Annotated in this window: 24 protein-coding genes and 1 riboswitch; of the genes, 10 read left to right on the forward strand and 14 right to left on the reverse strand. The window is 65.4% G+C overall.

The window, feature by feature from the left end; all coding sequences use genetic code 11:
* The first annotated feature begins 47 nt into the window (after nt 1-47).
* The gene (locus tag EDF71_RS17830) at nt 48-1,058 is read left to right on the forward strand and encodes an NAD-dependent epimerase/dehydratase family protein (protein WP_133857909.1); all 1,011 of its coding nucleotides are present in this window, start codon (nt 48-50) and stop codon (nt 1,056-1,058) included.
* Nucleotides 1,059-1,076: 18 nt separating this feature from the next.
* On the opposite strand, the gene EDF71_RS17835 is transcribed toward EDF71_RS17830, so the two are convergent.
* The 3 genes from EDF71_RS17835 to EDF71_RS17845 are packed head-to-tail and all read right to left on the reverse strand — an operon-like array spanning nt 1,077 to nt 2,891.
* The gene (locus EDF71_RS17835; protein WP_133857910.1) at nt 1,077-1,844 is read right to left on the reverse strand and encodes a DUF4124 domain-containing protein; all 768 of its coding nucleotides are present in this window, start codon (nt 1,842-1,844) and stop codon (nt 1,077-1,079) included.
* A gap of 42 nt (nt 1,845-1,886) precedes the next feature.
* Nucleotides 1,887-2,342, reverse strand: coding sequence for a hypothetical protein (locus EDF71_RS17840; RefSeq protein ID WP_133857911.1), 456 nt, complete (start codon nt 2,340-2,342; stop codon nt 1,887-1,889).
* A gap of 57 nt (nt 2,343-2,399) precedes the next feature.
* Complete coding sequence (locus EDF71_RS17845) at nt 2,400-2,891, reverse strand: hypothetical protein (RefSeq protein ID WP_133857912.1); 492 nt, start codon at nt 2,889-2,891, stop codon at nt 2,400-2,402.
* Nucleotides 2,892-3,426: 535 nt separating this feature from the next.
* On the opposite strand from EDF71_RS17845, the gene EDF71_RS17850 reads away from it, so the two are divergent.
* Nucleotides 3,427-4,557: a branched-chain amino acid ABC transporter substrate-binding protein gene (locus tag EDF71_RS17850; protein WP_133857913.1), complete on the forward strand. Its 1,131-nt coding sequence runs from the start codon at nt 3,427-3,429 to the stop codon at nt 4,555-4,557.
* 38 nt (nt 4,558-4,595) lie between these two features.
* Here the strand turns inward: EDF71_RS17850 and EDF71_RS17855 are convergent, their stop codons facing one another.
* Nucleotides 4,596-5,129 carry a methylated-DNA--[protein]-cysteine S-methyltransferase gene (locus tag EDF71_RS17855; protein ID WP_133857914.1) on the reverse strand — a complete coding sequence of 178 codons (534 nt, stop codon included), beginning with the start codon at nt 5,127-5,129 and terminating at the stop codon, nt 4,596-4,598.
* 217 nt (nt 5,130-5,346) lie between these two features.
* A riboswitch (FMN riboswitch) is annotated at nt 5,347-5,504 on the forward strand.
* A 92-nt stretch (nt 5,505-5,596) separates the two neighbouring features.
* On the opposite strand from EDF71_RS17855, the gene EDF71_RS17860 reads away from it, so the two are divergent.
* Both EDF71_RS17860 and EDF71_RS17865 read left to right on the forward strand, forming a co-directional pair.
* Entirely contained in the window at nt 5,597-6,118 is a 522-nt protein-coding gene (locus EDF71_RS17860; protein ID WP_133857915.1) for a 6,7-dimethyl-8-ribityllumazine synthase, read from the forward strand.
* Nucleotides 6,119-6,251: 133 nt separating this feature from the next.
* Nucleotides 6,252-7,448: a sugar transporter gene (locus tag EDF71_RS17865; RefSeq protein ID WP_243854348.1), complete on the forward strand. Its 1,197-nt coding sequence runs from the start codon at nt 6,252-6,254 to the stop codon at nt 7,446-7,448.
* Nucleotides 7,449-7,522: 74 nt separating this feature from the next.
* Here EDF71_RS17865 and EDF71_RS17870 read toward each other — a convergent pair whose 3' ends face one another.
* The 5 genes from EDF71_RS17870 to EDF71_RS17890 all read right to left on the reverse strand — a co-directional run bounded on the left by EDF71_RS17870 (nt 7,523) and on the right by EDF71_RS17890 (nt 13,432).
* The gene (locus tag EDF71_RS17870) at nt 7,523-8,908 is read right to left on the reverse strand and encodes a PepSY-associated TM helix domain-containing protein (protein ID WP_133857917.1); all 1,386 of its coding nucleotides are present in this window, start codon (nt 8,906-8,908) and stop codon (nt 7,523-7,525) included.
* Between the two features lie 11 nt (nt 8,909-8,919).
* Entirely contained in the window at nt 8,920-10,485 is a 1,566-nt protein-coding gene (gene phnE / locus EDF71_RS17875) for a phosphonate ABC transporter, permease protein PhnE (protein WP_133857918.1), read from the reverse strand.
* Nucleotides 10,485-11,333 carry an ATP-binding cassette domain-containing protein gene (locus EDF71_RS17880; RefSeq protein ID WP_133857919.1) on the reverse strand — a complete coding sequence of 283 codons (849 nt, stop codon included), beginning with the start codon at nt 11,331-11,333 and terminating at the stop codon, nt 10,485-10,487. The genes phnE and EDF71_RS17880 overlap by 1 nt, the downstream gene beginning before the upstream one ends.
* 75 nt (nt 11,334-11,408) lie before the next feature.
* Nucleotides 11,409-12,293 (reverse strand): putative selenate ABC transporter substrate-binding protein, encoded by an 885-nt coding sequence (locus tag EDF71_RS17885; RefSeq protein ID WP_133857920.1) that lies wholly within the window; start codon nt 12,291-12,293, stop codon nt 11,409-11,411.
* Nucleotides 12,294-12,547: 254 nt separating this feature from the next.
* The gene (locus tag EDF71_RS17890; protein ID WP_243854349.1) at nt 12,548-13,432 is read right to left on the reverse strand and encodes a LysR family transcriptional regulator; all 885 of its coding nucleotides are present in this window, start codon (nt 13,430-13,432) and stop codon (nt 12,548-12,550) included.
* A 150-nt stretch (nt 13,433-13,582) separates the two neighbouring features.
* Between EDF71_RS17890 and EDF71_RS17895 the strand changes: the two genes are divergently transcribed.
* Entirely contained in the window at nt 13,583-14,242 is a 660-nt protein-coding gene (locus EDF71_RS17895) for an NAD(P)H-binding protein (protein WP_133857922.1), read from the forward strand.
* A gap of 14 nt (nt 14,243-14,256) precedes the next feature.
* Here EDF71_RS17895 and EDF71_RS17900 read toward each other — a convergent pair whose 3' ends face one another.
* The 3 genes from EDF71_RS17900 to EDF71_RS17910 all read right to left on the reverse strand — a co-directional run bounded on the left by EDF71_RS17900 (nt 14,257) and on the right by EDF71_RS17910 (nt 17,224).
* Nucleotides 14,257-15,054 carry an alpha/beta fold hydrolase gene (locus EDF71_RS17900; protein WP_133857923.1) on the reverse strand — a complete coding sequence of 266 codons (798 nt, stop codon included), beginning with the start codon at nt 15,052-15,054 and terminating at the stop codon, nt 14,257-14,259.
* Between the two features lie 50 nt (nt 15,055-15,104).
* Nucleotides 15,105-16,637, reverse strand: a complete 1,533-nt coding sequence (locus tag EDF71_RS17905; RefSeq protein ID WP_133857924.1) for a glycosyltransferase family 39 protein — start codon at nt 16,635-16,637, stop codon at nt 15,105-15,107.
* 101 nt (nt 16,638-16,738) lie between these two features.
* Nucleotides 16,739-17,224, reverse strand: a complete 486-nt coding sequence (locus EDF71_RS17910) for a nucleoside deaminase (RefSeq protein WP_243854350.1) — start codon at nt 17,222-17,224, stop codon at nt 16,739-16,741.
* 131 nt (nt 17,225-17,355) lie between these two features.
* Between EDF71_RS17910 and EDF71_RS17915 the strand changes: the two genes are divergently transcribed.
* Nucleotides 17,356-18,093 carry an MGMT family protein gene (locus EDF71_RS17915; protein ID WP_133857925.1) on the forward strand — a complete coding sequence of 246 codons (738 nt, stop codon included), beginning with the start codon at nt 17,356-17,358 and terminating at the stop codon, nt 18,091-18,093.
* 66 nt (nt 18,094-18,159) lie between these two features.
* Here EDF71_RS17915 and EDF71_RS17920 read toward each other — a convergent pair whose 3' ends face one another.
* Together EDF71_RS17920 and EDF71_RS17925 are read right to left on the reverse strand one after the other, a co-directional pair.
* Nucleotides 18,160-19,398, reverse strand: a complete 1,239-nt coding sequence (locus EDF71_RS17920) for a CaiB/BaiF CoA-transferase family protein (RefSeq protein ID WP_133857926.1) — start codon at nt 19,396-19,398, stop codon at nt 18,160-18,162.
* A 231-nt stretch (nt 19,399-19,629) separates the two neighbouring features.
* The gene (locus EDF71_RS17925; RefSeq protein WP_021026966.1) at nt 19,630-20,820 is read right to left on the reverse strand and encodes an acyl-CoA dehydrogenase; all 1,191 of its coding nucleotides are present in this window, start codon (nt 20,818-20,820) and stop codon (nt 19,630-19,632) included.
* A 216-nt stretch (nt 20,821-21,036) separates the two neighbouring features.
* On the opposite strand from EDF71_RS17925, the gene EDF71_RS17930 reads away from it, so the two are divergent.
* From EDF71_RS17930 to EDF71_RS17945, 4 genes are all read left to right on the forward strand, one after another.
* Nucleotides 21,037-21,975 (forward strand): LysR substrate-binding domain-containing protein, encoded by a 939-nt coding sequence (locus EDF71_RS17930; protein WP_133857927.1) that lies wholly within the window; start codon nt 21,037-21,039, stop codon nt 21,973-21,975.
* Between the two features lie 140 nt (nt 21,976-22,115).
* The gene (gene phaR / locus EDF71_RS17935; RefSeq protein ID WP_133857928.1) at nt 22,116-22,658 is read left to right on the forward strand and encodes a polyhydroxyalkanoate synthesis repressor PhaR; all 543 of its coding nucleotides are present in this window, start codon (nt 22,116-22,118) and stop codon (nt 22,656-22,658) included.
* A gap of 453 nt (nt 22,659-23,111) precedes the next feature.
* Entirely contained in the window at nt 23,112-24,062 is a 951-nt protein-coding gene (locus EDF71_RS17940) for an RNA ligase family protein (protein WP_133857929.1), read from the forward strand.
* Nucleotides 24,059-25,198, forward strand: a complete 1,140-nt coding sequence (locus EDF71_RS17945) for an AAA family ATPase (protein ID WP_133857930.1) — start codon at nt 24,059-24,061, stop codon at nt 25,196-25,198. Before EDF71_RS17940 ends, EDF71_RS17945 begins: the two co-directional genes overlap by 4 nt.
* The last annotated feature ends 178 nt before the right edge of the window (nt 25,199-25,376 follow it).

The following is a 25,376-nucleotide window of genomic DNA, read 5'->3' on the forward strand; positions in this document are numbered from 1 at the left end:
TGCCTTTAAACCAAAGCCCGCGAAGCGGGCCCCGACAGCGCTGCGCCATGGCAGCTGGCCAGGCCTTGCCAGCGCGTTTTCGGCGCCAACGGGTGCTGATTGTGGGTTGCGGCGATGTCGGCCAGCGGGTGCTGCGGCTGTGGCAGCGCCCGGGCCAGGACGCGCATGCGGCGCGCGGCCCGCTGGTGCGGGCGCTCAGCTCATCGCCGCAGCGCTTTGACAGCCTGCGCGCCTTGGGCGCTACACCCTTGCTGGGCAATCTTGACGAGCCGCGCAGCCTGCGCCGGCTGGCGGGCCTGGCCCAGCGCGTGGTGCATCTGGCGCCGCCTGCGCAGCCCGCTGCGGGCACGCCGCCAGCGCTGGCCTCGCGTGATCTGCGCACACGCCACCTGCTGCAAGCGCTGGTTTGCCGCGCGGGCCAGGCACCACAGCTGGTCTACGGCTCCACCAGCGGTGTCTATGGCAACTGGGACGGTGCCTGGGTCACGGAGACCCATCCGCTGCGCGCCAGCACGGCCCGGGCCTTGCGCCGGGTCGATGCCGAGCGCCAGCTGCGCGCCTGGGCACGGCGCTTTGTGGCCAGCGGCGCTGCCGTGCATGTGCTGCGCATCCCCGGCATCTATGCGGGTGACCGCGAGGGCGGCACCCCGCTGGGGCGGCTGCAGCGTGGCACGCCACTGCTGCGGCGCGAGGACGATGTCTACACCAGCCACATCCATGCCGACGACCTGGCGCGCGCCGTGTTGCGGGCGCTGTGGCGTGGCATGCCCCAGCGCATCACCAATGTGGCCGATGACTCAGCCATGCCGATGGGCGATTATTTTGACCTGGCTGCTGATTTGTGGCGCCTGCCGCATCCCGCGCGCATCAGCCTGGCCGAGGCCGAGCAGCAACTGAGCCCCACCTTGCTGAGTTTCATGCGCGAGTCGCGGCGCTTGAGCAATACGCGTATGCGGCAGGAGCTGGGCCTGGTGCTGCGCTACCAGACGGTGCACCACGGTCTGCAGGCGGCGGTGTATCTGGTGGGGCCGGGCACTGCGACGAGCCCGGACGCTTGATCCTCAGCCGAAGGCCGGCTAGCAGGGCGCCGTGCCGCCCTGGCTGCGGCAGCCGCGCGGATTGGCGCCGGGGCTGGGTGGCCTTGCGGTTTCTCCAATCTGGCCACGGGGGTGCGAATAGCCTTGCGTATCCACGCACTTGAACACATCGCAGCGGCTGATGCTGGGTGCGGGGGCTGGTGGCGTCACCACCGGAGGGCGGGGTGGCGGGCGACCATAGGGGTAGCGGTCCCAATAGGGATCGGCGGGCAGTACCGCAGTCGGGGCGGGGCGGCTGGCCTCCAGGCGGCTATAGGCCTCCGGGCCCATGCAGTCGAGCTCCATCTGGCGTTTGGCCGCATCGAGTCGGGCGTTGCTGCCCATGGTTTTGTCGGCGGCGGCATCGGATGCGGCGCTGTAGCGCTCACGCGATTGCTGGCAGGCAGCTGACTGGGCAGGGTTGCTGCGCGCGGGGCGGTTGGCGGCCCGTTGCGCCAAATCCTCGGCGCGTTCATCGGCCTGTAGCCTGCGCTGGCTCAGCTCCTGCTGGCGCCGCTCGGCCTTGGCTTGCAGCGCTTCCTGCTCGCGGGCACGGTCCTGGGCCAGTTCCTCGTCGGTTTTGCGGCGCTCGATCTCGGTTGCGCTGGCACCGCTGGCGCAGGCGCCGTCGGTGTAGGTGACCTTGCCGGTGCCCGGATCCACACAGCGGGTGACCTGGGCCTGCGCCATGGGCGCCGCCAGCGCGCAAGCACAGCAAAAACCCAGCCAAGCGGCATAGCGGAGGCTGGGCAGATGGGAGCGTGGCATGGCGCGCATGGTAATGGCTGCTGGAGTGGTGTGACCTAGCGCTTAGCGTTGGAACTGGCCGCCAAAGCGGCCGCCATTAGGGCGCGAGGCAGGGGCCGCTGGGCGTGGGCCCGAGTTGTAGGGACGGCCAAAGTTGGAACCGGTGCCGGGCGACAGTTGCTGTGGGCGCGATGGTGGTGGGCGGCTGCTGCCGCCATGGCCGGGGCGGTTATAGCCACCGCCGGGGCGGTAGTAGCCGCCACCCGGGCGGTAATAGGGCCGGCCACCGCCGTACACATAGGTCGGAGAACTCTGGATCACCAGCGAGCTGCTGCCGTAGTAGGGGTAGCTGTTGTAGCCATAGCCGTAACCCCCATAGCCGTAGCCATAGCTGGGGGTGGAATAGGTCGAATAGGCATCGCCGTAGTACACGCCGTCTGCCGGTGCGACCACGCAGCCGCCCAAGAGCAGGGCGCTGGCCGCGGCGATGGCCATCGTGCCGAGACGAATGGTACGCATGGTGAAAACTCCTTGTTGGAAACGCCCGCGCGCTGGGCACGCGGGCTGGTCAGCCCATTAGCGGCAGGGGCGGCTGGGGGTCAGCACATTGTCGCTGCCGGCTGCGTTCTGGCGCGCAGCCGCTGCGCATTCCTGCTGGTGGCGGCTTTCGCCAAAGCGGTTGCGGTCGCGCTCGCGGTTTTGGCGTTCGCGGTCTTGTGCCTGGCGCTCCAGTGCGCGGCGGCGGTCTTCGTCCCGGGCGCGCTGGTCGCGGTCGCGTTCACGGGCCTGGCGATCGCGGTCACGGTCACGCTCGCGTTCACGGGCTTCGCGCTCGCGGGCTGCACGGTCGCGGTCACGTTCACGGTCGCGGTAATAGCGGTCGTCGTTGTAGCGGTCCTGCACATAAATGGTTTGCGAAGGCTGCTGGTAACCATAGCCATAACCGCCGCCATAGCTGCCATAGCCCGAATCGCTGTAGTAGCCGTCGCTGCCGGTGGCAACGCAGCCGGTCGTGGCCAACGCGCTGAACGCGATGGTGGCAATGCTGAGCAGGTGACGATGATTCATATTCGAGCCTTTTTGGTTGTGTGGTGGCATCGCTGATGCCATGGGGCCAGCAATCACGATTTCCCAATGCTAACCGTTACTCCCTCAAATCCCGGATACATGGCCCCATGTATGTAAAGACGTTTTTCCGGCCTTGGGGGTTGACGGCGGCAGCACAGCCATGCTGTGTTTTTCCAATCTTTACAGACTTCGCAGGCGTCGTATGCAGGAGACAGCCTTTTGTTCGATGTCCATGTCCGTATGGGTCGGTATCGGAAAGTTAGACCTATTCCGGGTAATTGCGTTCCGGTTGATGCAATGCAGCAATCGCTGGAATGCGTTGCGCGCTGGCGCTTATATGCGATTTCAAACCCACTGTGTCGCTATTTTTACAGGACTTGTCCTAATACCGTCGTAGGCCCGGGTAGATAAAAAATCTCACTCACGCTATCGAGTTCGATGATGTACCGGATGAGCGGCCTCCATTACAAGTGGGCAGGGCCGCACATGCCGGTCCGGTGGCGCTTAACAGACGCTTTTGATGGAGTACGACGCAATGGATAAAAGTATCAAGGCTGCAGTGGCCATGGTGGTGGCCGGTATGGCCGTGGCTGCAAGCGCACAAGAGGTGGTGAAGATCGGTACGATGAGCCCGCTGTCCGGTCCTCAGGCGCACTATGGCAAGGACAACGTCACGGGCGTGCGTTTTGCGGTGGAAGACCTCAACACCCAGGGCGTGACCATCGGTGGCAAGAAGATCAAGTTCGAAGTGGTGGCCGAAGACGATGCGGCAGACCCCAAGCAAGGCACCGCTGCTGCGCAAAAGCTCTGCGATGACAAGGTGGCGGCGGTCGCCGGTATCCTGAACTCGGGCGTGGCGATTCCCTCGGCCAAGATCTTCAACGACTGCGGTGTGCCCTTCATCACTGGCGCGGCCACCAACCCTGAGCTGACCCGCCCTGGCTACCCAGGCGTCTTCCGCATCATCGCCAACGACAACGCACTGGGCGCTGCGCTGGCAGGCTATGCGGCCGACACCCTGAAGCTGAAGAACGTGGCCGTGATCGACGACCGCACCGCCTACGGCCAAGGCCTGGCCAATGTGTTCAAGAAGGACGCTGGCGCCAAGGGCGTGAATATCGTCGCTTCCGAGTTCACCAACGACAAGGCCACCGACTTCATGGCCATCCTGACCTCCATCAAGGCCAAGAAGCCCGATGCGATCTTCTACGGCGGTATGGACGCGCAAGCCGGCCCCATGCTGCGCCAGATGGTGCAACTGGGCATGACCAATGTGAAGTTCTTCGGTGGCGACGGTATCTGCACGGCCGAGCTGGCCAAGCTGGCCACCGGCACCAAGACCTTGGGCAATGTGGTCTGCGCCGACGGCGGTGCATCGCTGGCCAAGATGCCTGGCGGTACCGAATGGAAGAAGCGCTACGACGCCAAGAACCCTGGCGTGTTCCAGGTCTACAGCCCGTACTTCTATGACGCGACCATGCTGATCGTCGACGCGATGAAGCGTGCCGATTCCACCGATCCCAAGAAGTACCTGCCCGAGCTGCGCAAGTCCGAGTACAACGGCGTGACCGCGAAGATTGCCTTCCAGGAAAACGGCGAGCTGAAGGTGCCTCTGTACACGCTGAGCCACTACATTGAAGGCAAGAAGACCCCGATCGGCGAGTAAGCTGCCGAACCGGTGCTGACTGCCAGCCCCAAGCCCGCCTAGGCGGGCTTTTTGCTGTGCTGGGCCTCATGCGCCAGCAGCCACTGCTTGCGCGCCAGGCCCCCGGCATAGCCGGTAAGCGATGCATCGCTGCCGATCACTCGGTGGCAGGGCAGCACGATGCTGATGGGGTTGGCACCATTGGCCATGCCCAGCGCACGCACCGCTGCCGGTCGGCCGATCTGCGCGGCCAGGCTCGCATAGCTGCGCGTGCTGCCTGCTGGGATGGCACGCAAGGCCGTCCAGACCTGGCGCTGAAAATCGGTGCCGCCCAGCGCCAGTTCCAGGCCATCGAGCGCCTGCAGCTCGCCATCAAAATACGCGGCCAGAGCGTTCGCCACTGGCGCTGGCATAGCCGTGCTGCTGTGCATTTGCACGGCATCGCGCGGGTACTGGCGGCGCATCAGCAAGGCCATGCGCGCTTCATAGCCCTGCCAGTCCAGCGCGCGCAGGCGCTGCTGCTCGTCGCAGAGCAGCAGGATGCCGCCTTGTGGGCTGGGGATGTGGGAGAGCAAGAGGTTCAGCGGGGCCATGGTGGGGATGGGGGATAGGTGGGGCGCGTACCTACCGCAGTGTAGAGCGCTGGCGCTGTACTGAATGCGGGCAGAGAAATCTGTAGCACTAGATCCATAACAAGTTTCCTGCGCATCAAAAACCTGGGTGACGGTGTTTGTATCCCAGTCCCTCTACAATCGGCCGGCGAGCTGCAGCAGGCGGGGCCTCTTCAGGGCCTTGCCGGCAGCGGCTCAGCGTTATTCTCAGGGCGGGGTGCAATTCCCCACCGGCGGTATCTGGCCTCTAGCAGCCAGGAGCCCGCGAGCGCTTGCAAGGCCTACGGCCGCGCAAGGTCAGCAGATCTGGTGCGATGCCAGAGCCGACGGTCACAGTCCGGATGAAAGAGAATCGCGCAAAGCTTTTTGCTGTCTCCTGCGCCTGTGCGCGGGGTGCTGCCATGGGCTTGCGCGCGCCCTGATTCAGGTCATTGAAGGACAGCAAAACCATGAATCAGCATTCCAGCATTTCTTACTCCATCAACAAGGCCGCACGCCTGGCGATTGTCAGCGCGCAATGGCATTCGGACATCGTGCACCAGGCGCGCGATGCCGCGATCGCCGAGCTGGCGCAACAAGGCTGGCGCGCCGACCAGATCGACCTCTATGATGTGCCCGGCGCCTTCGAGATCCCGCTGCTGCTCAAGCGCCTGGCCCAAAGCGGCCAATACGCCGGTCTGATGGCCTGCGGCCTGGTGGTCAACGGCGGCATCTACCGCCATGAGTTTGTGACCACCGCGGTGATCGATGGCTTGATGCGCGTGCAGCTGGACACCGGCGTGCCCGTGTTCTCGGCCGTGCTGACGCCGCGCGACTTCCATGACTCGCAAGAGCACCATGACTTCTTCCACCAGCATTTTGTGAAGAAGGGCGCCGAGCTGGCCCGCGCCTGCGCCACTACCGTGCAACTGCACCGCAAGCTGGAAGAGCAGCAATTGCAGCAGCTGCAACCGCAGACCCTGGCAGCCTGATAGCTGCCAACAGCGTGAACTAAAGGGTTTTCCCTGGCCATCATGGGCAGGTAGCTGTTTTTTGGCACACTGGCGAGCCGCTCTCCGCTTTGGAGTTGCGGCTTTTTTTATTGCAATGACCGATTCCGCATCTTTGACCCGCCGCCAGGCCTGGCTCGGCGTGATCGCCCTGGCCATGGGCGCCTTTGTTTTCAACACCACCGAGTTTGTGCCGGTGGGCCTGCTCAGCGACATTGGTGGCAGCTTTGGCATGGGCACCGAGCAGGTCGGCCTGATGCTGACCATCTACGCCTGGATCGTTGCGCTCACCTCGCTGCCCTGCATGCTGATGACCAAGAACGTCGAGCGCCGCAAGCTGTTGATGGGCGTGTTTGCGCTGTTCATCGTGAGCCATGGCCTGTCGGCCGTGGCCTGGAACTACGCCACCTTGCTGATCAGCCGCATGGGCATTGCGCTGGCGCATGCGGTCTTCTGGTCGATCACCGCATCCTTGGCGGTGCGCATTGCGCCGCAGGACAAGCGCCCGCAGGCGCTCGGCTTGCTGGCCACTGGCACCACCTTGGCGATGGTACTGGGCGTGCCTTTGGGCCGCATGGTGGGTGAGGCGCTGGGCTGGCGCACCACCTTTGGCATCATCGGCGTGCTGGCGCTGGCCGTCATGCTGGTGCTGTGGCGCATGCTGCCCTTGCTGCCCAGCGAGAATGCCGGTTCGCTGCGCAGCATTCCGGTGCTGTTCAAGCGCCCGGCGCTGTCGGCCACCTATGCCTTGCTGATCCTGATGGTGACGGCCCAGTTCACCGTCTACAGCTATATCGAGCCACTGATCCAGCGCGAGGCCGGGCTGAACAACCAGGTCACCACCTGGGTGCTGCTGCTGTACGGCGGCATGGGTGTTGTCGGCAGCATCCTGTTCAGCAGCTTTGGCATGCGCTGGCCGCGCGGCTTTTTGCTGGGCGCGATGGCCGTGCTGACCGCCTGCCTGTGGTTGCTGCTGCCCAGCACGCGCTGGCCGCCTGCGCTGTACCTGGTCTGCGCCGTCTGGGGTGTGGTCATGCTGTGCATGGTGCTGCCGCTGCAGGCCAAGGTGCTGCGCCTGGCTTCGGATGCCACCGATGTGGGCATGTCGCTGTTCTCGGGCATCTTCAATATCGGCATTGGCGCAGGCGCCTTGCTGGGCAGCCAGGTGGGCATGCATGCCGGCCTGCACTACCTCGGCCCGGTCGGCGGCAGCATTGCCGTGCTGGGTGTGCTCTGGTGTGCCTATGCGGGCTGGAAGTGGCGCAGCAGCTTTGCCCCTGCAGGCGCCGAGGCGCGCATTGTGCCGCACTGAGCGGCAAGTCAGCGCCAGTAAGTCAGCGCTATTCACCTGCCCGGCACCGCCTCTGTGCCGGGCATTTTTTTGGTCTATCGGCGCAGATAGATCCAGGCATCCAGTGCCAGCAGTGCCAACAGGCTGCAGCCCAGCACCGGCAGCAGCCAGCCCAAGGCGACTGCCACAAGCAACAGAACCAACGCTGAAACACGCGGCAACTGGCGCCATTGGTGCATCAAGGTCAGCTGGCCATGCAGCCATTCGCGGCTGCGGCCTGGGCGCTTGCGCCACTGCAGCCAGCCAGTCAGCACCATCGCCACAATGCCGGCGCCCAGCAGCACCAGCAAGGCCTGGTTCAGCACACCCCAGCTGCCCATGTGCAGGTCAATGCCCCAGCGCGTCAGCTTGGAGGCCAGCGGGTAGTCGCTGAAGCGGTTGTGGTCCAGCACCTGGCCCTGCGCCAAGTCAATGGCCAGTGCATCGACCTCGGTCGGCCAGGAGCGGTTGATCTCCGTCACCGTCCAGGCCTTGCCGGCGGCAGCTGGCGGCCGGATCTCCAGCTTGGCGGATGCCAGGCCATGCTGGCGGGCGATTGCCAGCACGCTGTCAAAGTCCTGCGGCATGGGGCCCATACCTGCCATACCGGCCATACCAGCCATGGCCATGGGCGTGGCCTGGTGTTCTGCATGGTCCGCATGCGGGTCGGCGGGCTGGTGGTGGGCATGGGCGCTGCTGGCATCCGTGCCCAGGCTGGTGTTCAAACGCGGGGTTTGCCAGCCCATGTGCTGCAGCGCCTGGCCAAAATGGCCGCCGGCCCAGCGCGACCAGGTCAGGCCCGTGGCCGACAGAAACAGCAAGCCCACCAGCAACCACAGGCCCAAGCCATGGTGCCAGCGGCGCAGCGGAGCATGGTTTGCGGGGGCGCCGGCCCGCTGTGGGCCCGACAGCCACCACAGGGCTACACCGCCCAACGCAGCCACCCACAGCCAGGATGCCGCCAGTTCGCTGTAGGTACGGCCCCATTCGCCCATCAGCAGCTGGCGGTGCAGCAGATCAAGCTGCTTGCGCAGCGGCAGCACGCCGCTGGTGCCATAGACCGTCAAATCGCCCTGCAGCGCCAGGCTGTAAGGGTTCACAAAGAGGCTGCGGTACTCCGAGGGGCCCAGCGCTGCATCGGCCACCATCACACGGGTACTGCTGCGGCTATCGGGTGCCGGGCGCACAGCGACCACGGCAGCCGGAGTGGGCAGGGCCTGCAAGGCCGCTTGCACCTGGGCCGACAGCGGCTGGGCCTGGGCGCCAGGCGTCGGCTCTGTTTGCAGCGCGCTGCGGTAGAGCTGGTTTTCCAGCTGGGGCGTCAGCGCATACAGCAGGCCGGTCGCGGCGGCCACCACGATGAAGGGCGCGACCAGCAGGCCGATGTAGAGATGCAGTCTGCGGATCAGCAGCTGCCAGGTTTTGCGGGAGGTGGGAGACATGAGGATCGTGGTTAGCGCATTGCGCGGCGCAGCGCGGCACTGCTCCAGTCCACCGCCATGCTCAGCAGCAGCATGGCGATGATGACGGTGCTGGCCTGCGCGTAGTGGAACAGCGAGAGTTCGAAATACAGCAGCTGGCCCAGGCCGCCAGCGCCGACAAAGCCGAGGATGGCCGCCATGCGGATGTTCATCTCCCAGCGGTACAGGGTGTAGGCCAGCAACTGCGGCGCGGCCGCAGGCAGGGTGCCGTAGCAAAAGGCCAGCAGGCGGCTGCTGCCGGCCAGGCGCAGCGCCCGGGCGGGGGCTGCGGGCGTGTTCTGCAAGGCCTCGGCATAGAGCCGGCCCAGCACCCCGGCCGTGTGCAAGGCCAGCGCCAGCGCGCCAGCAAACGGGCCCAGGCCCACGGCCAGCACAGTGATGGTTGCCCAGACCAGCTCGGGCACCGAGCGCAACAGGTTGAGCAGTGCATTCCAGGGCGTGCGCCAGCGCGGCAGGGCCAGCAGCAGCCCAGCCATCGCCGCCAGCAGGCTGCCGATGATGGAGATAGCCAAGGTCTCCCATACGCCCTGGGCCACCTTGCGTAGCCAGGCGGCGCTCAGGTCGGGCGAGAAAAAGCCGGCCACAAAGCTGCCCATGGATTGCAGCGCATCGCGGCTGAACAGTGCGGACCAGTCGATACCGAGCAAGCCAAAGCTGGCCCAGAGGCCGATGCCGCCCAGCAGCAGCATGGCGGCGCTGCGCCAGCCAAAGGGCAAGGCACGGGCTGCTGGCGGTGTATCCAGCGCGCGGCGCAGCCACCAGGACAGCAGATCGGCCAGCGCCACCAGCAGCATAAAGGCCAGCAAGATGCTGGCGACTTCGCCGCCGTTGAGCATCTTCATCGCCTGGTCCATCAGCTGGCCCAGGCCGCCCGCGCCGACAAAGCCCATCACCACCGAGGCGCGGATTGCGCATTCCCAGCGGTAGACGGTGTACGAGGTCAGCTCACGCGCAGCTTGCGGCAAGCTGCCGTAGAGCAGGGCCTGCAAGCGGCCCGCGCCACTGGCGCGCAAGGCGCGGGCGGGGGCCGGGTCGGTGGATTCCAGAATCTCGGCATAGACCTTGGCCAGCATGCCGCCATAGGTCAGGCCCAGGGCCAGCACGCCGGCGGCGGGGCCCAGGCCAAACACCCGCACAAACACCAGCGCCCAGACCAGCTCGGGCACGCCGCGCAAAATGGTCAGCACGCCGCGGGTGATGGGGTTGAGGCTGACCTTCTCGCGCGCCGCGCCGCTGGCCAGGTAGGACAGCGGCAGCGCCAAAAGCAGCGCCAGCGCCATGCCGGCAGTGGCAATGGCCAAGGTCTCCAGGCTGGCCTGGCCCAGGTAGCCCAGAAACTCCTGGCTGCTCTCGGGCGGCAGAAACTGGGCCAGAAAGCCGCCGACGACTTTGAGGTTGTTGCTGTCAAAAAACGGCGCCAGCGAGAAGCCCGAGGTCTGCAGCATCGGCCACAGCACCACCAGCGCCAGCAGCAGCGCAATGAGCCGGCCACGGGCGGCAGGGTCGCGGCGCTGAGTGCCCGTGGCAGAAGCTCGCATCAGCGGCATGTGATCACTTCAGCTGCCGGGGCGGGCAGCAGCTGCGGCGCGGCGCTGCCCATGCTGCCCATGCTGCCCAGGGTAGGCAAGGCAGCAGCGCTGCCATCGGCATGGGCGTACAAGGCCTGGAGCTGCGCCTGGCTCACCTGTGCAGCGGGCAGGTCAAAGGCAATGCGGCCATCGCGGATGCCGACAATGCGTGCAAAGCAGCTGAGGGCCAGGTCCACCGCATGCAGGCTGGCCACCAGAGTGGCCTGGCGTACGGCGGCCTCTTGCACCAGCAGCTGCACGGTGGCCAGCGACAGCGCCGGGTCGAGCGCGGAGACCGGCTCATCGGCCAGAATCAGCCGGGCCTGCTGGTAGAGCACCCGGGCAATGCCCACACGTTGCAGCTGGCCGCCGGAGAGCTGGTCGCAGCGCGCAAAGAGCTTGTCCTCCAGCTGCACACGGGCCAGCGCCTCGCGGGCGCCAGCAATATCTTGCGGATAGGCCAGCGATGCCAGCGCCTTCCACAGCGGCCACTGGCCCAGGCGGCCCGCCAGCACGGCGGTGACCACGCGCTGGCTCAGCGCAATCGGTGCGCTCTGGTGCACCGTGCCGATGAGGCTGCGCAGCGCCTTGAGCTGGCGTGCGGAGGGCGCCGTCGGCAAGGCCTGGCCCAGCACCTGCATGCGGCCGCTGCTGGGCAGATGGGAGGTGCCAATGGCCGTCAGCAGCGAGGTCTTGCCAGCGCCGGAAGGCCCGATCAGCGCAATGCTCTCGCCCTGGGCCGCCGACAGGCGAATGCCCGCGAGTGCGACAAAACCATTGGCGTGGGTCAGGCCCACATCGTCAAGCACAAAGCTCATGGATCAAATGCTGGAAAAGTGCAGCAGAGGCAGGCAGCATGGGCGCTCCAACAGCCCCCATGCCCCGGTGGCCTCTTACTTGAGCAGGCCGGCGGACTTGGCGGCCGCTTCGGTGCCGGCGTAGTTCTCGGGCTTGGTCGGGATGAACTTGGAGGCGCGCTGCAAATCCATGATGGCCTTGTGCTCGGGCTTGGACGGGTCCAAGGCCAGGAAGGCATCCGTCAGCTTCTTGATGACGGCCGGGTCCAGGTCGCCGCGCACGGTCCAGTTGTAGTCGAAATAGGTGGGGGTGGTGGCAAACACGCGCACCTTGCTGGTGTCCACCTTCTTGGTCTCGACCAGCTTGTCCCATACCGATGTATTGAGCACACCGGCTTCGGCCTTGCCGGCCGCCACAAAGGCCACGGTGGCATCATGCGCGCCCGAGTAGGCCACGGTCTTGAAATCCTTTTCCGGGTTCAGGCCGTCTTGCAGCAGAAAGTAGCGTGGCATCAGGCTGCCCGAAGTGGACGAAGGCGCGCCAAACGCAAAGGTCTTGCCCTTGAGGTCAGCCAGGGTCTGGATGCTGGGGTCGGCCGTGATGAACTTGCTGGTGAAGACCGCGTCTTCGGCGCGCTGCACGATCGGGATGGCCGTGCCATTGGTGCGGATCTTTGCCTGCACATAGGTAAATCCACCCAGCCAGGCCAGGTCCAGCTTCTTGGTGGCCAAGGATTCGACCACCGCCGCATAGTCGGACACCGGCGTGAACACCACCTTCATGCCCGTCGCCTGCGACAGGTACTCGCCCAGCGGCTTGAACTTGCGCTGCAGCTCCGTCGGTGCCTCATCGGGAATGGCCGATACACGCAGCACGGCAGGGGTGTCTGCATGGGCGTTGAAAGTTGCCAGGCTGGCGAGGGTCAGCGCGGCCAGCGACAGGCCACGCAGCGCCGAGCGGCGAGCGGTAGAGTGGGTCATAAGTCTTCCGTTCGTTAAGCCACCGCCGTCCGGATACACGGCGGTTTAATAGGCCGCGCGGGTCACGCGCAGCGATAGAAACGTGTCACGAATTCTCTGCAAAGAGAGCCGTAATACGTTCTCAGGACCAAGGCAGTACACCGACCACCAAGGGTGGATTCTTGCGTATTTGCCAAAACCACCGCTGCCCCTCACGTTCTTTTTGGGCAACAACGGGGTGCAAGCGCCTACTTAGGGTGACCGGGCAAGGCGCTTCAGGACAGTGCCAGCGGCGCGAAGTGGGCTTGCAAGGTGGCCAGCGCCAGCCGCACCCGCGCGGGCAGCGCCTGGCGTTCGGGGGTGAGGGCGGAGATGCGCAGGCTGCCGCAGTCCCAGTCGGGCAGCAGGCGCAGCAGCTGGCCGCTGCGCACCTGGTCGGCCACTTCGAGCGAAAACAGCCGCGCCAAGCCCAGTCCCTCGCTGCACAGCTGCTGCAGTGCGTACTGCTGGTTGCTGATGATGCGTGGCGTTGTGTGCAGCATGACCACCTCGCCGCTCTGGCGGTGCTGCAGCTGCATGCTGGCGCTGGTGGTTTTGCCGATATTGCGTGCGATCCAGGGCCAGGCCTGCAAGGCCTGTGGGTGTTGCGGCACCGGCCTGCCTTGGGCCAGCGCGGGCGCGGCGCATATCCACCAGGGCAGGGTGCCCAGCGGGCGGGCCACCCAGTGGGAGTCGGGCAGCTCGCCCAGGCGGATGGCAATGTCCACCCGCTCTGCTACCAGGTCGCTGTGCGAGTCATCGAGCAGCAACTGCAGCCGCAACTGCGGATGGGCATGCAGCAAGGGGGCCAGCGCCCGGCCCAGCGGTGCGGCCAGGCCCAGCACCGCGGCAATGCGCAGCTCGCCCACGGGCTCGTCGCGCTCGGCATCCAGCTCGGCGCGGGCCTGGCGCGCGGCCTGCAGCATCACTGCGCACTGTGCATAAAAGCGCTGCCCGGCATCGGACAGGCTGAGCCTGCGCGTGGTGCGGTGCATCAGCGGCAGGCCCGCCTGGGCCTCCAGATGTCGCACCTGCTGGCTAACGGCCGAGGCGCTCATGCCCAGCAGGCGCGCGGCCGCCGTCATCGAGCCTTGCTCGACCACGGTCGCAAAAATAGCCATGCGCTTGAGGTCTTCCATCGGCTGATTATGAAGCACAGCTTCAAAGAAATGCTTGGAATGAAGGGATTATCAATGCCGCTCGACCGGCATACAGTGTGGTCATGGCGTGGCGCAGAGGCTGCCCGCCTTTGTCCATGCGAAGGAAATAGGATGAAAGTCACACTGATTGGATCGACCGGTTTTGTAGGCGCTGCACTGCTTGATGAATTGCTGCAGCGTGGCCACGACGTAGTGGCCCTGGTGCGCGACCCCGCCAAGCTGGCGCCCCGCCCGCATCTGCAAGTGCTGCAAGGTGATGTGATGGATGCGGCTGTGGTGCAAAAGGCGGCCACCGGCAGCGATGCCGTGCTGTCGGCCTACAACGCAGGCTGGACCAACCCGAATATTTACGAGGACTTCCTCAAAGGCTCGAAGGCCATCGAGGCCGGCACCCGCGCAGCCGGTGTGGCCCGCTACCTGGTGGTGGGTGGCGCTGGCAGCCTGTATGTGAACGGCCAGCAGCTGGTGGATTCGCCCGAGTTCCCTGCCGCCATCAAGCCCGGCGCCAGTGCAGCCCGCGACATGTACACCGCGCTGCAAAAAGAGAGCGCCCTGGACTGGACCCTGCTCAGCCCACCCGTGGGCTTCCATGGCGGATCGGCTGCGCAAAGCCAGGGCCGTACCGGCCAATACCGCACTGGCAAGGATGAGCCGCTGTGGCAAGCCGATGGCAGCCCTGGCGATATCTCGGCAGCAGATCTGGCCGTGGCCCTGGTCGATGCGCTGGAGCGGCATCTGCACAGCAAGGCACGCTTCACGGTGGCGTACTAAAGAAAGTCCCAGGCTTAGTCGGCCTGCGCCAGAAACGTCTGCACCCGGCCGAGCACTTGCTCGGCCATTTCGCGGTGCGGCACATGGTGGGCACCGGCGATGATCTCGGTCTGGCCTCCGGCACCGGCCTGGCCGGCAATGCACTCTGGGTGCGCGGTGCTGCCGTATTCATCCAGCTCGCCATGAATAGCGAGCAGGGGGCATTGCAGGCGGGGCAACCAGGCGTCCACGGTCCAATCGCTAAACGCGGGGCTGAGCCAGGTCTCCGTCCAGGCATCCACCACCCAGCGTGCCTTGCTGCCGTGGTATTTGGCCAGGCGCTCCAGCTGCGCAGCGTCCTGGAACAGTGCGCGGGCCTCGACAATGCCCGCCCGTGTGCGGTCTTCGACAAAGGCCTGGGCGGCGATGGTCACCAGCGCCGTACAGTGCTGGCCGGCACCGGCCGCAATCGCAATGCCCATGCCGCCGCCCACGCTGTGGCCGAGCAAGGCAAAGCGGCCCAGACCCAGATGCTGGCGCACGACGGGGAAGTACAACTCCGCTTCTTCGCCCACAAACTGCGTGGACAGCAGGTCTGTGCGCGCATCCGATTGGCCAAAGCCCAGGCGGTCATAGGCGATCACCTGCCGGCCCGTGGCCTGGGCCAGCTGCGCCGGCAGATCCCTCCACAGCGCTACCGACCCCAGCGAGTCATGCAACAGCACCAGCGGCGCTTGGTGTGCGGTGCGCGGGGTCCAGGTTTTGGCGTACAGCCGGCCCTGTTGGGGCAGGCTGATCCAGTGTTCTTGGGCGATGGCGGCGGTGTCAGTCATGGTCTCGGCGGCGAGGGAAATGACCGCATCTTAGTAGCGCTGGGCGGTGTTTATCTGCCCGCCGGAGACACCACAAAGTTCATCTGCATCTGCTCGATCGCCGGGTCGGTCCAGCGGTAGGGCAGCTCGACTTCTTGCACCTGCAGCATCGCATCGACGGGCCAGGCGGCCCACCACCAGGCATCGGGGGCCGGGTCCTCGGTGGAGATTTGCAGCCAGGGCAGGTGCTGGCGGCGCGCGCTTTCGGCGGCCTGCCAGGCGCAGTCCATATGGAAACCCGGCTCGTCCGCATCGCAGACCACGATCTTGGCCTGGGGGAACAGAATGCGCATCACGCCGCCGGTGGTGTGGTGCTCGGCCAGCACCATGCCCTGGCCTTGGTAGCCGGCCTGGCGCAAAGTGCTGGCGATCAGGTCCAGCTGCCAGTTGAGGCGGTCACCCTTGCCACGCTTGGCATCGCGCAGCGGCGCCAGCAAGGCCAGCGACCACACCAGCACCAGCATGCCCAGGCAGGCCAGCAGATAGCGCCGGCGGCTTGTGTCCGACTGGGCCAGCGCCGGCCAGCGGGCCAGTATGTAGAGCGGAAAAACCAGCAGCAGCGGCTGGATCCAGCGGCCATCGAACTTGGCCGCGCCGGCCAGCGCCATCAGCGCCAGCGAGCCCGCCACCAGCGCCATATAGCGGCCCAGCAGCGGCACCAGCCAGTCAGGGGTAGGGCTGTTATTTTCGGCGCCGCTGGCTGCAGCGGGCTGCTGCCAAAAGCGCCCACTGGTCCAACGCGCCATCAGCAGCCAGGGCAGCACGGCCACCAGCAAAAAGGCCAGCAGATCGCGCAAGCCGTGGGCCAGGCCACTGAGGTAGGAGCTGGTCTCCGCCGGGTGCAGTTTGTCCAGCGTCGCGCCGCTGGCCGCTTGCCAGTGCTCCAGCACCCACCAAGCATGCGGGGCGACCAGCGCAATGCTGATCAGCGGCGTGATCCACCAGCCGCGCGACAGCAGCGCGCGGCGCGTGCTGGCCATGCTCAGGCAGGCCAGCAGCATGGTGACGGCGACCAGCAGGTAGCTGTACTTGGACAGCATGCCCCAGGCGACCACCAGGCCCAGGTAGACAAAACCCAGCGGGCGCGGATGGCGCAACTGGCGAAGCAGCAACCACCAGGTTGCGCAGATGGCGCAGGTCAGCATCACCGTATGCGTCTGGTCACGCAGCAACTGCCAGGCAATGCCGGGAAGCCAGGTCATGCCGGCAGCGGCCAGCCAGGTCTGGCGCGCGGGCAGCACCTGGCGAGCGGCCAGCAGCATAAAGAAAAAGCTCAGTGCGATCAGGCTGTTTTTCAGCAGCACCACCGCCAAGGTGCTGGGGCCCAGCACCCCCACCAGGGCCCATTGCAGCCAGGTGTAGAGCGGCGGCTGGGGCCCATAGCCCAGTGCCAGTTGCTGCGACCAGACCAGTTGCTCGTTCTGGTCCCAGGACACCCCGTGCGAGGCCAGCAGGCGGCTGGCCATGACCAGCACAAACAGCACAGCAATCCAGCGCAGTGCTTGGCGATCAAGGGCAGGGGACGGGGGAGAAGGCGGGGTCATGCAGGCAGAGGGAAGGGCGGCGTGGCCGCCAAAAAAGCTGCCCGATCATAAGGGGCAGACGTAAAGCCAACGCAAAGCGCGAAGGCAGTTGGAGGTGATTTTTAGTCCGCGCTGGGCCAGGGCGCATCGCCATAGAGCTGCGCTGCGCTGATGCCCAGATCCAGCCGCTTGATGGGCAGGGGTGGTGGTTGCAACTGCAGGCCCAGGCGCTGGTAAACGCCTTCGCTCGACAGCCCGTAGGGCGCCGCATCGGCATTGTCAAACGCAAAAAACACCTGCTTGGCCTGGCCCGCCACAATCGCCGCCAGGCACATCGGGCAGGGGTGGCCGGAGGCATAAACCGTCAGCCCCTGCAGATGCGGCAGCTGGCGCTGGTGGCAGCAGTCGCGGATGGCTTCCATCTCGGCGTGGCCCGTCATGTCCTGGGTCTGGCTGATGGTGTTGACACCTCGGCCCAGAATATGGCCCGCATCATCGGCAATTGCTGCGGCAAAGGGGCGGCCTTTTTGCAGATGGCGGTTGCGGTGAGCGCTGGCCAGCACCTCGCGCATGATGGCGGCGTGCTGGGCTTGCAGGGTGTCGGTCATGGGGATCTTCTTATCGGGGAACACGGGCTTGATTGTCCTGTCAGCCCGAAGAGCCGCGCGGCTTGGGCAGCAAAGGCTGACAGTGGCACTGCGGCTTGCGGGGTCGGCATGGTGGGGGCAAGATGCGGGGCATGAACACTGAGCCGCTTTCTTCCCGCTCCCCGCCCCGCGATGCCTGGGATGCTGCGCAAACGGGCCATGCCTTGTTTCGCACCCGCCTGGGTGTTTGTGGCATTGCCTGGGGTGCGCAAGCCGTTGTCGCGCTGCGGCTGCCCGAGCCCAGCCTGGAGGCGACACAGTCGCGCCTGCTGGAGCATGCCCGCCAGCGCCGCGAGGGCTTGTGGCCACAGGCCCAGGCGCCCGGTGATCTGAGTGCCCAGGCTTTGCAGGCGGTGGCCGGCGTGCAGTGGCTGCTGGCCGGGCGCCAGGAGACCAGTGAACCGGAGGGCAGCGCGCGCTGGCCGGATGCACCTGCCCCCGTGCTGGGCGACCTGCGCAGCTTGCTGACCTTGAACCGCTGGTCCGCGCGCAGCGGTTTGCCGTTGCTCGATGATGTGGTGCTCGATTGGCATGGGGTGCCGGATTTTTCGCGTGCGGTCTACCAGCTGGCGTTGGCCATTGAGCCGGGGCAGACGCGCAGCTATGGTGAGCTTGCCGACGACTTGGGTGGCAAGGGGATGGCCCGTGCGGTAGGCCAGGCGCTGGGGGCCAACCCCTTTGCACCCGTGGTGCCCTGCCACCGCATCTTGGCGGCGCATGGCGCGCGCGGCGGCTTCTCGGCCAATGGCGGCACGCGCACCAAATTGCAAATGCTGGAGTGGGAGGGCGCAGCGCTGGGCGATGGCATCAGCCTGGGTCTGTTTGACTGAGCCTCTCCATGGATGAAAAAAGGGCCGCGTTGCGGCCCTTGGTGCATGGCGGTGACGCGCCCAGCGTCAGACGACGCCCTCGCTGTGCAGCTGCGCAATCTGCGCGGGCGAGCGGCCCAGCTCGGCCAGGATCTCATCAGTGTGCTGGCCCATCGCGGGTGGTGGGCGGCGCACCACAGGCGGCGTAGCAGTCAGCCGCATGGGGCTGGCGACGGTGCTGATGGTGCCGATCTGGTCGCCGGCATCGCGCGGGATCTGCACATGCAGGCCGCGTGCAATCACCTGCTCATCCTCAAAGGCCTGGGCGATGTTGTTGATGGGGCCGCAGGGGACGGCCTTGTCTTCGAGCAGCGCAATCCATTCGGCGGTGGTGCGGGTCTTCATCAGCGGGTACATCAGTTCCTGCAAATCCTTGCGGTGGATGATGCGGCCCGAGTTGCGGGTAAAGCGCGTGTCCTGTGCCCAGGCCTCGTTGCCGGTGGCAGCGCAAAAGCGGGCGAACTGGCCATCGTTGCCAATGGCCAGCAGCACATTGCCGTCCTTGCTGGGGAAGTCCTGGTAAGGGCCCACGCTGGGGTGGATATTGCCTGCGCGCTGCGGAATATCGTCCGCATTCAGGTAGCCCACGGCCTGGTTGGCCAGCACGGCCATGCCCACATCCAGCAGCGCCATGTCGATGTGCTGGCCTTCGCCGGTCTGGTGGCGTGCCTGCAGCGCGGCCAGGATGGAGCAGCAGGAATAAATGCCGGTGAACACATCGGTGACCGCAACGCCCACCTTGAGCGGGCCGCCACCGGGTTCGCCATCGGGGTGGCCGGTGATGCTCATCATGCCGCTCATCGCCTGCACCATCAGGTCGTAGCCGGCGCGTGGGGCATAGGGGCCGGTCTGGCCAAAGCCGGTGACCGAGCAGTAGATCAGGCGTGGGTTGATCTTGCGCAGGCTTTCATAGTCCAGGCCATAGCCCTTGAGGCCGCCGACCTTGAAGTTCTCGACCAGGATGTCGGCATCCTTGGCCAGCTCGATGATCAGCGCCTGGCCCTGGGGCGAAGCCATGTCGATTGTGATGCTGCGCTTGTTGCGGTTGCAGCAGGTGTAGTAGCTGGCTTGCTCGGTTTTGGCGCCGTCATCGGTGTGCAGGTAGGGAGGGCCCCAGTGGCGCGTGTCGTCGCCGGCTTCGGGGCGCTCGACCTTGATCACCTCGGCGCCCAGGTCGCCCAGCATCTGCGCGCACCAGGGGCCGGCCAGCACCCGCGACAGATCCAGAACTTTGATGCCGTCCAGCGGCGCGATGCTTGCGGTCATGGTGTCTCCAAATTTGATAGCTGCCCATGCATGTGCAGTAGGCATTGCAGCAAGAAATTTCTGCAAAACTCGCCGATGGTACGTGCGGCCTCAGGGCGGCGCCATTCGCATCCGGCAAGGGGGTGGTTAAGCGATCACAAAACACCACAACCCACCCACGCAGCGCCTGCGGTGAAGTGGGTTGTGGGCGGGCATGCAGCGGGGCTGCATGCAAGGGGGCTCAGGCCGTTCTTAGTTGGCGAACGCGGCGATGCCGGTCTGGGCGCGGCCCAGGATCAGCGCGTGCACATCGTGCGTGCCTTCGTAGGTGTTCACCACTTCCAGGTTGACCAGGTGGCGGGCCACACCGAACTCGTCGCTGATGCCGTTGCCGCCCATCATGTCGCGGGCCAGGCGGGCAATGTCCAGCGACTTGCCGCAGTTGTTGCGCTTGATCAGCGAGGTGATCTCGATCACGTTCTGGTGCTCGTCCTTCATGCGGCCCACGCGCAGTGCGGCTTGCAGGCCCAGGGTGATTTCGGTCTGCATGTCGGCCAGCTTTTTCTGGATCAGCTGGTTGGCGGCCAGCGGGCGGCCAAACTGCTTGCGGTCCATCGTGTACTGGCGGGCGGTGTGCCAGCAGAACTCGGCCGCACCCATCGCACCCCAGGCAATGCCAAAGCGGGCGCTGTTCAGGCAGGTGAAGGGGCCCTTCAAGCCACGCACTTCGGGGAAGGCGTTTTCTTCGGGCACAAACACATCGTCCATGACGATTTCGCCGGTGATCGAGGCACGCAGGCCCACCTTGCCGTGGATCGCAGGAGCCGACAGGCCCTTCATGCCCTTTTCCAGCACAAAGCCACGGATCTGGCCGACGGCACCGCCTTCGGAGACTTCCTTGGCCCAGACCACGAATACATCGGCGATGGGGCTGTTGGTGATCCACATCTTGCTGCCCTTGAGCTTGTAGCCGCCGTCCACCTTGTAGGCGCGGGTGGCCATGCTGCCAGGGTCGGAGCCGTGGTCAGGCTCGGTCAGGCCAAAGCAGCCGATGAACTCGCCCGATGCCAGCTTGGGCAGGTACTTTTGCTTTTGCGCTTCGGTGCCGAACTCGTTGATCGGCACCATCACCAGCGAGGACTGCACCGAGGCCATCGAGCGGTAGCCCGAGTCGATGTATTCGATCTCGCGCGCCACCAGACCGTAGCTCACATAGTTGAGACCAGCGCCACCGTATTCGGTCGGGATGGTGGGGCCCAGCAGGCCCAGCTCGCCCATCTCACGGAAGATGCTGGTGTCCACCGATTCCTTGCGGAACATTTCCTGCACGCGCGGTGCCAGCTTGTCGCGGCAGTAGGCACGGGCCGCGTCGCGGATCATGCGCTCGTCTTCGGTCAGTTGCTCGTCGAGGTGGAAGGGATCTTCCCAGGTGAATTGCGCCATGTCTGCTCCTTGGATCGGTGTTCGCGTATCGGAAGGCGGGGCCGGGCGCAGAAGCGCGGGCCTGCCAAAACAGCCGCCATGGTAGGCCTGCGGTCGCAGGGCGGCAAACGATTGTTTATCATCCAGATATGCGAACTACGCATTTATAAAGACGTTTGTCCTGTGCAGTCCTAGAGAATAGCTAGGCGATTGGATGCGTCACCTCGGAGACAAGATATGCGTCGAATGATTCCTTCCACCCAGGCGCTGGCCTGTTTTGAGGCCGCCGCCCGCCACGAAAGCTATACCCGCGCCGCCCAGGAACTGGCGCTGACGCAAAGCGCCGTCTCGCGCCAGATCATTGCGCTGGAAGAGCAACTGGGCGTGCAGCTGTTCAAGCGCTCGCGCCACGGCATGGTGCTGACGCCTGCAGGCCACCAGTACAGCCAGCAGGTGGCGCAGTGGCTGCAGGGCATTGAGCGTGGCACCTTGGACATCATGGCCCACCAGGGCGCCGGCGGCGCCATCAGCATTGCGGCGGTGCCCACCTTTGCCACCCGCTGGCTGCTGCCGCGCCTGCCGCAGTTCTTGCAGCAGCACCCGGGGGTGGTGGTGCATATCGATGTGCAGACCCGGCCCTTTGCCTTTGCCGAGCGCCTGGTCGATGCCGCCATCTATGCCGGCACGGCCGAACAGGCGCGCCAGTGGCCGGGCACGCAGGCCACCTGGTTGATGGACGAGCTGATCGTGCCGGTCTGCAGCCCACGCCTGCTGGAGGGCGCCACCCAGCGCGGGCGCGGCCGCGCCTACCTGACCGTATCGCCCCAGGTGCTGGCCCAGCTGCCACTGCTGCAGCAAAGCACCCGGCCCGATGGCTGGCGCAAATGGTTTGACGCCGCTGGCGTGCCGGCCCCCCATGCGCTCGATGGCCCGCGCTATGAGCTGTTCTCGATGCTGGCCGTGGCCGCTGCCGCCGGCATGGGCGTGGCGCTGATCCCGCCGATGCTGATCGAGGATGAGCTGGCCCGGGGCGAGCTGGTGGTTGCCTGCGAGCAGCCTTTGAAAGGAAGCCGCGCCTATTACTGGATGACCCCGCAGGCGACCGAACCCATGCCCGCTCAGCCCGCGCTGCAGGCCTTTGGCAGTTGGCTCAAGGGCCGGGCGGGCGCATCTTAGGGTAAGTGCTGCAGCGCAACAGGCCTCCGCCGTCACTACAATCTAAAAATTGCCTTAGAGGTAAAAACCGCCGTCCCAGAGACTAGGATGGACGGTATTCCCATAACGCCCGCCGTTGGCGAGAGACACAGGAGATCCGCGTGCCGGAAAACACCCCAGGAACTGCCACCGCGTCCGAGCGCGTCGTCAAGAAGTACCCCAACCGCCGTCTGTACGACACCCAGACCTCTGCCTACATCACCCTGGCCGAGGTCAAGGCCCTGGTCATGCAAAACGAGCCTATCGTCGTCAAGGACGCCAAGACCGGCGAGGACCTGACGCGCAGCATTCTGCTCCAGATCATTCTGGATGAGGAGGCGGGCGGCGCACCGATGTTCACCGAGGCCATGCTGGTCAACATCATCCGCTTCTACGGCCATGCGATGCAGGGCTTCATGGGCTCCTACCTGGAGCGCAATGTGCAGCTGTTCACGGAGATGCAAGGCCGCTTTGCCGACCAGATGAAGGGTGCCACGCCCGAGATGTGGCGCAACTTCCTGGGCATGCCGATGCCCGGCGTGCCAGGCATGCCCGATGCGGGCAACTACCAGGCCCAGTCGCAGCAGTTCTTCCAGCAAATGCAGGAACAGATGCAAAAGCAGACGGAGCAGATGCTGACGGCTTTTGGGATCAAGCGGCCTTGATGCAGGGAATGGCTTGGTGCCCGCTGCAGGGGCCAGGCCATCTTGCGCGTTCTTGGCCTGTTGGTCTGCATGCCGCGCCCTGGCTGGGCTGACGCCAGACGGCAACGCAGCATGCGGCCATGTCTTGAACGCGGCGACTGCACGTGCTATAAACCCAGCTCTTTTCATCTTCCTGCCTTTTTCGGAGCCCCTCATGTCCCGCCTGTTCGTCACCTGCTAATCGCCGACGACTGCATTTGCAGCCTCGTGCGGCGCAAGTCTGCGCCACAGCTGGCTGCGGTACTGGCTCCGAGCTTCCTACGCCTGCCATGAGGCCGCGGGAGCGCTGAATCCCCCGCTTCCCCTGCGCGACGACCTCTTTCCTTTTCTGGGCAAGAGCGGTCGACCTGCGCCTCACGTTCGTTGGCTTTCCCTGTCCTGCTGGACAGCGAGACGCTTCTCGCTGCAACGAACATGAATCCCCACACCCTTTCGATATTCAAATACCCGCGCACGCCGCACCTGGAAGGATCGCGCCTGCAAGCGGGCGACGATGCCAGTGACCAGGTGCCCCTCAAAGCCCTGGCTGGCCAACACGTCGTCATTGAGGAAAAACTCGATGGCGCCAACGCCGGCATTTCCTTTAGCGGCGCCGGCGAGCAGCTGCTGCAATCCCGAGGCCACTACCTGGTGGGCGGTGGCAGCGAGCGCCAGTTCAATCTCTTCAAAGTCTGGGCCGCTGCCCACGAAGCGGCCTTGCTCGAACGCTTGGAGGACCGCTTTGTCGTCTATGGGGAGTGGACCTATGCCAAGCACTCGGTTTTCTACGACCAGTTGCCGCACCACTTCCATGAGTTCGACATGTTGGACCGGGAGACGGGTCAATTTCTATCGACCCCGCGCCGCCATGCCTTGCTGCAGGGCTCACCGCTGCTGTCCGTGCCGGTGCTGTATGAAGGTCCGATGCCTACGGACCCTGCCTTGCTGTGGGCGCTGGTGCAGCCCTCCCTGGCCAAGAGCCGCGCCTGGCGCCAGTCGTTTGACCTTGTCGTCCAACGAGAGGGCCTACCGCCCCAGCTGTGCTGGCAACAGACGAATAACTCGGACCTGGCAGAAGGCCTGTACCTGAAGGTAGAAGCGGATGGCCAGGTGGTGGCGCGCTACAAGTTCGTCCGGCACGACTTTCTCCAGACGATTCTGGACAGCGGCTCACACCACAGCCAGCGGCCCATGATTGCCAATGGCCTGGCGCCAGGCGTGGACCTCTATGCGCCGCAGCCTTCGGTCCGCTGGGAGGACCTGTCCTTGCGAACCATTCGCTCGCTGGATGCATTGAAAGCTTTGGCAAGAGACAAGCGGGCTGCCAGGTCGAATGGCGCTGGCCGAGCATGGGGAAGAAGCTTTTCCGGAATGGATTGTGTATGAACTGGTCAACGATTGCGGGCCTGGTGCCTGCGCCGGGCGCCGCCCCGGATTTTGAGGCCTGTCTTGCGGCCTTCCCCGTGCTGGAGCGGGCCAAGACGACGGTGCAGGACCCCCGTTTCCATGCTGAAGGGGATGTCTGGACGCATACCCAAATGGTGGTGCGCGAGCTGCTGGCGCTGCCGGACTACCTGCAGGCCAGCCCGCCTGACCGCACGGTTTTGTTCCTCGCGGCTTTGCTGCACGATGTCGCAAAATACCGGACCACAGTCATCGACCCACAGACCGGGGCCATCGGCCAGCCTGGCCATTCCCGCAAAGGAGCGGTGGAGGCCCGTGTGTTGCTCTGGGATGCTGGTGCGCCACTGGACCTGCGGGAAGCGGTCTGCCGCCTGATTGCCGTGCACCAAGTGCCATTTTTCGCGTTGGCCGGCTCTCGTTCTGGCAAGACGCCGGAGCACATTGTGCGAGAGGGATCCTGGCAGGTGAATCTGGTCCACTTGGCGGCTCTGGCCGAAGCGGATATGCGCGGACGTGTCTGTGTGGACCAGCAGGCGGTGCTGGACAACATCGAGCTCTTTCGGGAACTGGCGCGGGAAGAGCGTTGCTACGGGAGTCCTCGGCACTTTGCGGATGCCCACACCAGGTTGAGCTACTTCCGGGGCGCGGACGTCCACCCGGACTATGCGCTCTTTCAGGAACCTGGATCGCGCGTGACCGTGATGTGTGGCCTGCCCGCGTCGGGAAAGGACAGCTGGCTGGCGCAGCACCGGCGCGGCTTGCCCGTGGTGTCTTTTGACGATGCAAGAGAAGCGCTGGACCTGAAGCATGGCGAGAACGAGGGCGCTGCTGCGCACTTTGCCCATGACAAGGCCCGGGAACTGCTCCGCAAGAAGGCGCCTTTTGTCTGGAGCGCCACGCATCTGAGTCTGCAGATGCGAACGCGCACGCTCGATCTGCTGTTCGCCTATGGTGCCGAAGTGGAGTTGGTCTACCTGGAGCAACCCCGTGCCGAGTTGCTGCGGCGTAACAGCCGCCGGGACTCGACCCTGTCCAACAAGGCGCTGCTGTCGCTGCTGAACCGCTGGGAGCTGCCCACCGAGACGGAAGCCCATGCGCTGCGCATTGAGCAACCCTGAGGCGAAGGGGGCGTTGGCGGCCTTGGCAGTCGCCGCAACACAAACCGGCCCGCTGTGGACAGCTTGTGTTGTTTTCTGCGCTGGCGCTGAAGCCTTCCCCACGCTTTTCCGCCTATCTCCCACCCGAATGCAGGTCCTCCAGGCCCCCGCCTGCGGGTCTATACCCCAGGGGCGGAGC

Source organism: Comamonas sp. JUb58 (assembly GCF_004364775.1).
Taxonomy (GTDB): Bacteria; Pseudomonadota; Gammaproteobacteria; order Burkholderiales; family Burkholderiaceae_C; genus Comamonas.

Bases quoted from the DNA above. Each gene is read 5' to 3' on its own strand.
- EDF71_RS17830 (WP_133857909.1), top strand. From the start codon at position 48: ATGGCAGCTGGCCAGGCCTTGCCAGCGCGTTTTCGGCGCCAACGGGTG.
- EDF71_RS17835 (WP_133857910.1), bottom strand. From the start codon at position 1,844: ATGCCACGCTCCCATCTGCCCAGCCTCCGCTATGCCGCTTGGCTGGGT.
- EDF71_RS17840 (WP_133857911.1), bottom strand. From the start codon at position 2,342: ATGCGTACCATTCGTCTCGGCACGATGGCCATCGCCGCGGCCAGCGCC.
- EDF71_RS17845 (WP_133857912.1), bottom strand. From the start codon at position 2,891: ATGAATCATCGTCACCTGCTCAGCATTGCCACCATCGCGTTCAGCGCG.
- EDF71_RS17850 (WP_133857913.1), top strand. From the start codon at position 3,427: ATGGATAAAAGTATCAAGGCTGCAGTGGCCATGGTGGTGGCCGGTATG.
- EDF71_RS17855 (WP_133857914.1), bottom strand. From the start codon at position 5,129: ATGGCCCCGCTGAACCTCTTGCTCTCCCACATCCCCAGCCCACAAGGC.
- EDF71_RS17860 (WP_133857915.1), top strand. From the start codon at position 5,597: ATGAATCAGCATTCCAGCATTTCTTACTCCATCAACAAGGCCGCACGC.
- EDF71_RS17870 (WP_133857917.1), bottom strand. From the start codon at position 8,908: ATGTCTCCCACCTCCCGCAAAACCTGGCAGCTGCTGATCCGCAGACTG.
- phnE (WP_133857918.1), bottom strand. From the start codon at position 10,485: ATGCGAGCTTCTGCCACGGGCACTCAGCGCCGCGACCCTGCCGCCCGT.
- EDF71_RS17880 (WP_133857919.1), bottom strand. From the start codon at position 11,333: ATGAGCTTTGTGCTTGACGATGTGGGCCTGACCCACGCCAATGGTTTT.
- EDF71_RS17885 (WP_133857920.1), bottom strand. From the start codon at position 12,293: ATGACCCACTCTACCGCTCGCCGCTCGGCGCTGCGTGGCCTGTCGCTG.
- EDF71_RS17890 (WP_243854349.1), bottom strand. From the start codon at position 13,432: ATGGCTATTTTTGCGACCGTGGTCGAGCAAGGCTCGATGACGGCGGCC.
- EDF71_RS17895 (WP_133857922.1), top strand. From the start codon at position 13,583: ATGAAAGTCACACTGATTGGATCGACCGGTTTTGTAGGCGCTGCACTG.
- EDF71_RS17900 (WP_133857923.1), bottom strand. From the start codon at position 15,054: ATGACTGACACCGCCGCCATCGCCCAAGAACACTGGATCAGCCTGCCC.
- EDF71_RS17905 (WP_133857924.1), bottom strand. From the start codon at position 16,637: ATGACCCCGCCTTCTCCCCCGTCCCCTGCCCTTGATCGCCAAGCACTG.
- EDF71_RS17910 (WP_243854350.1), bottom strand. From the start codon at position 17,224: ATGACCGACACCCTGCAAGCCCAGCACGCCGCCATCATGCGCGAGGTG.
- EDF71_RS17915 (WP_133857925.1), top strand. From the start codon at position 17,356: ATGAACACTGAGCCGCTTTCTTCCCGCTCCCCGCCCCGCGATGCCTGG.
- EDF71_RS17920 (WP_133857926.1), bottom strand. From the start codon at position 19,398: ATGACCGCAAGCATCGCGCCGCTGGACGGCATCAAAGTTCTGGATCTG.
- EDF71_RS17925 (WP_021026966.1), bottom strand. From the start codon at position 20,820: ATGGCGCAATTCACCTGGGAAGATCCCTTCCACCTCGACGAGCAACTG.
- EDF71_RS17930 (WP_133857927.1), top strand. From the start codon at position 21,037: ATGCGTCGAATGATTCCTTCCACCCAGGCGCTGGCCTGTTTTGAGGCC.
- EDF71_RS17940 (WP_133857929.1), top strand. From the start codon at position 23,112: ATGAATCCCCACACCCTTTCGATATTCAAATACCCGCGCACGCCGCAC.
- EDF71_RS17945 (WP_133857930.1), top strand. From the start codon at position 24,059: ATGAACTGGTCAACGATTGCGGGCCTGGTGCCTGCGCCGGGCGCCGCC.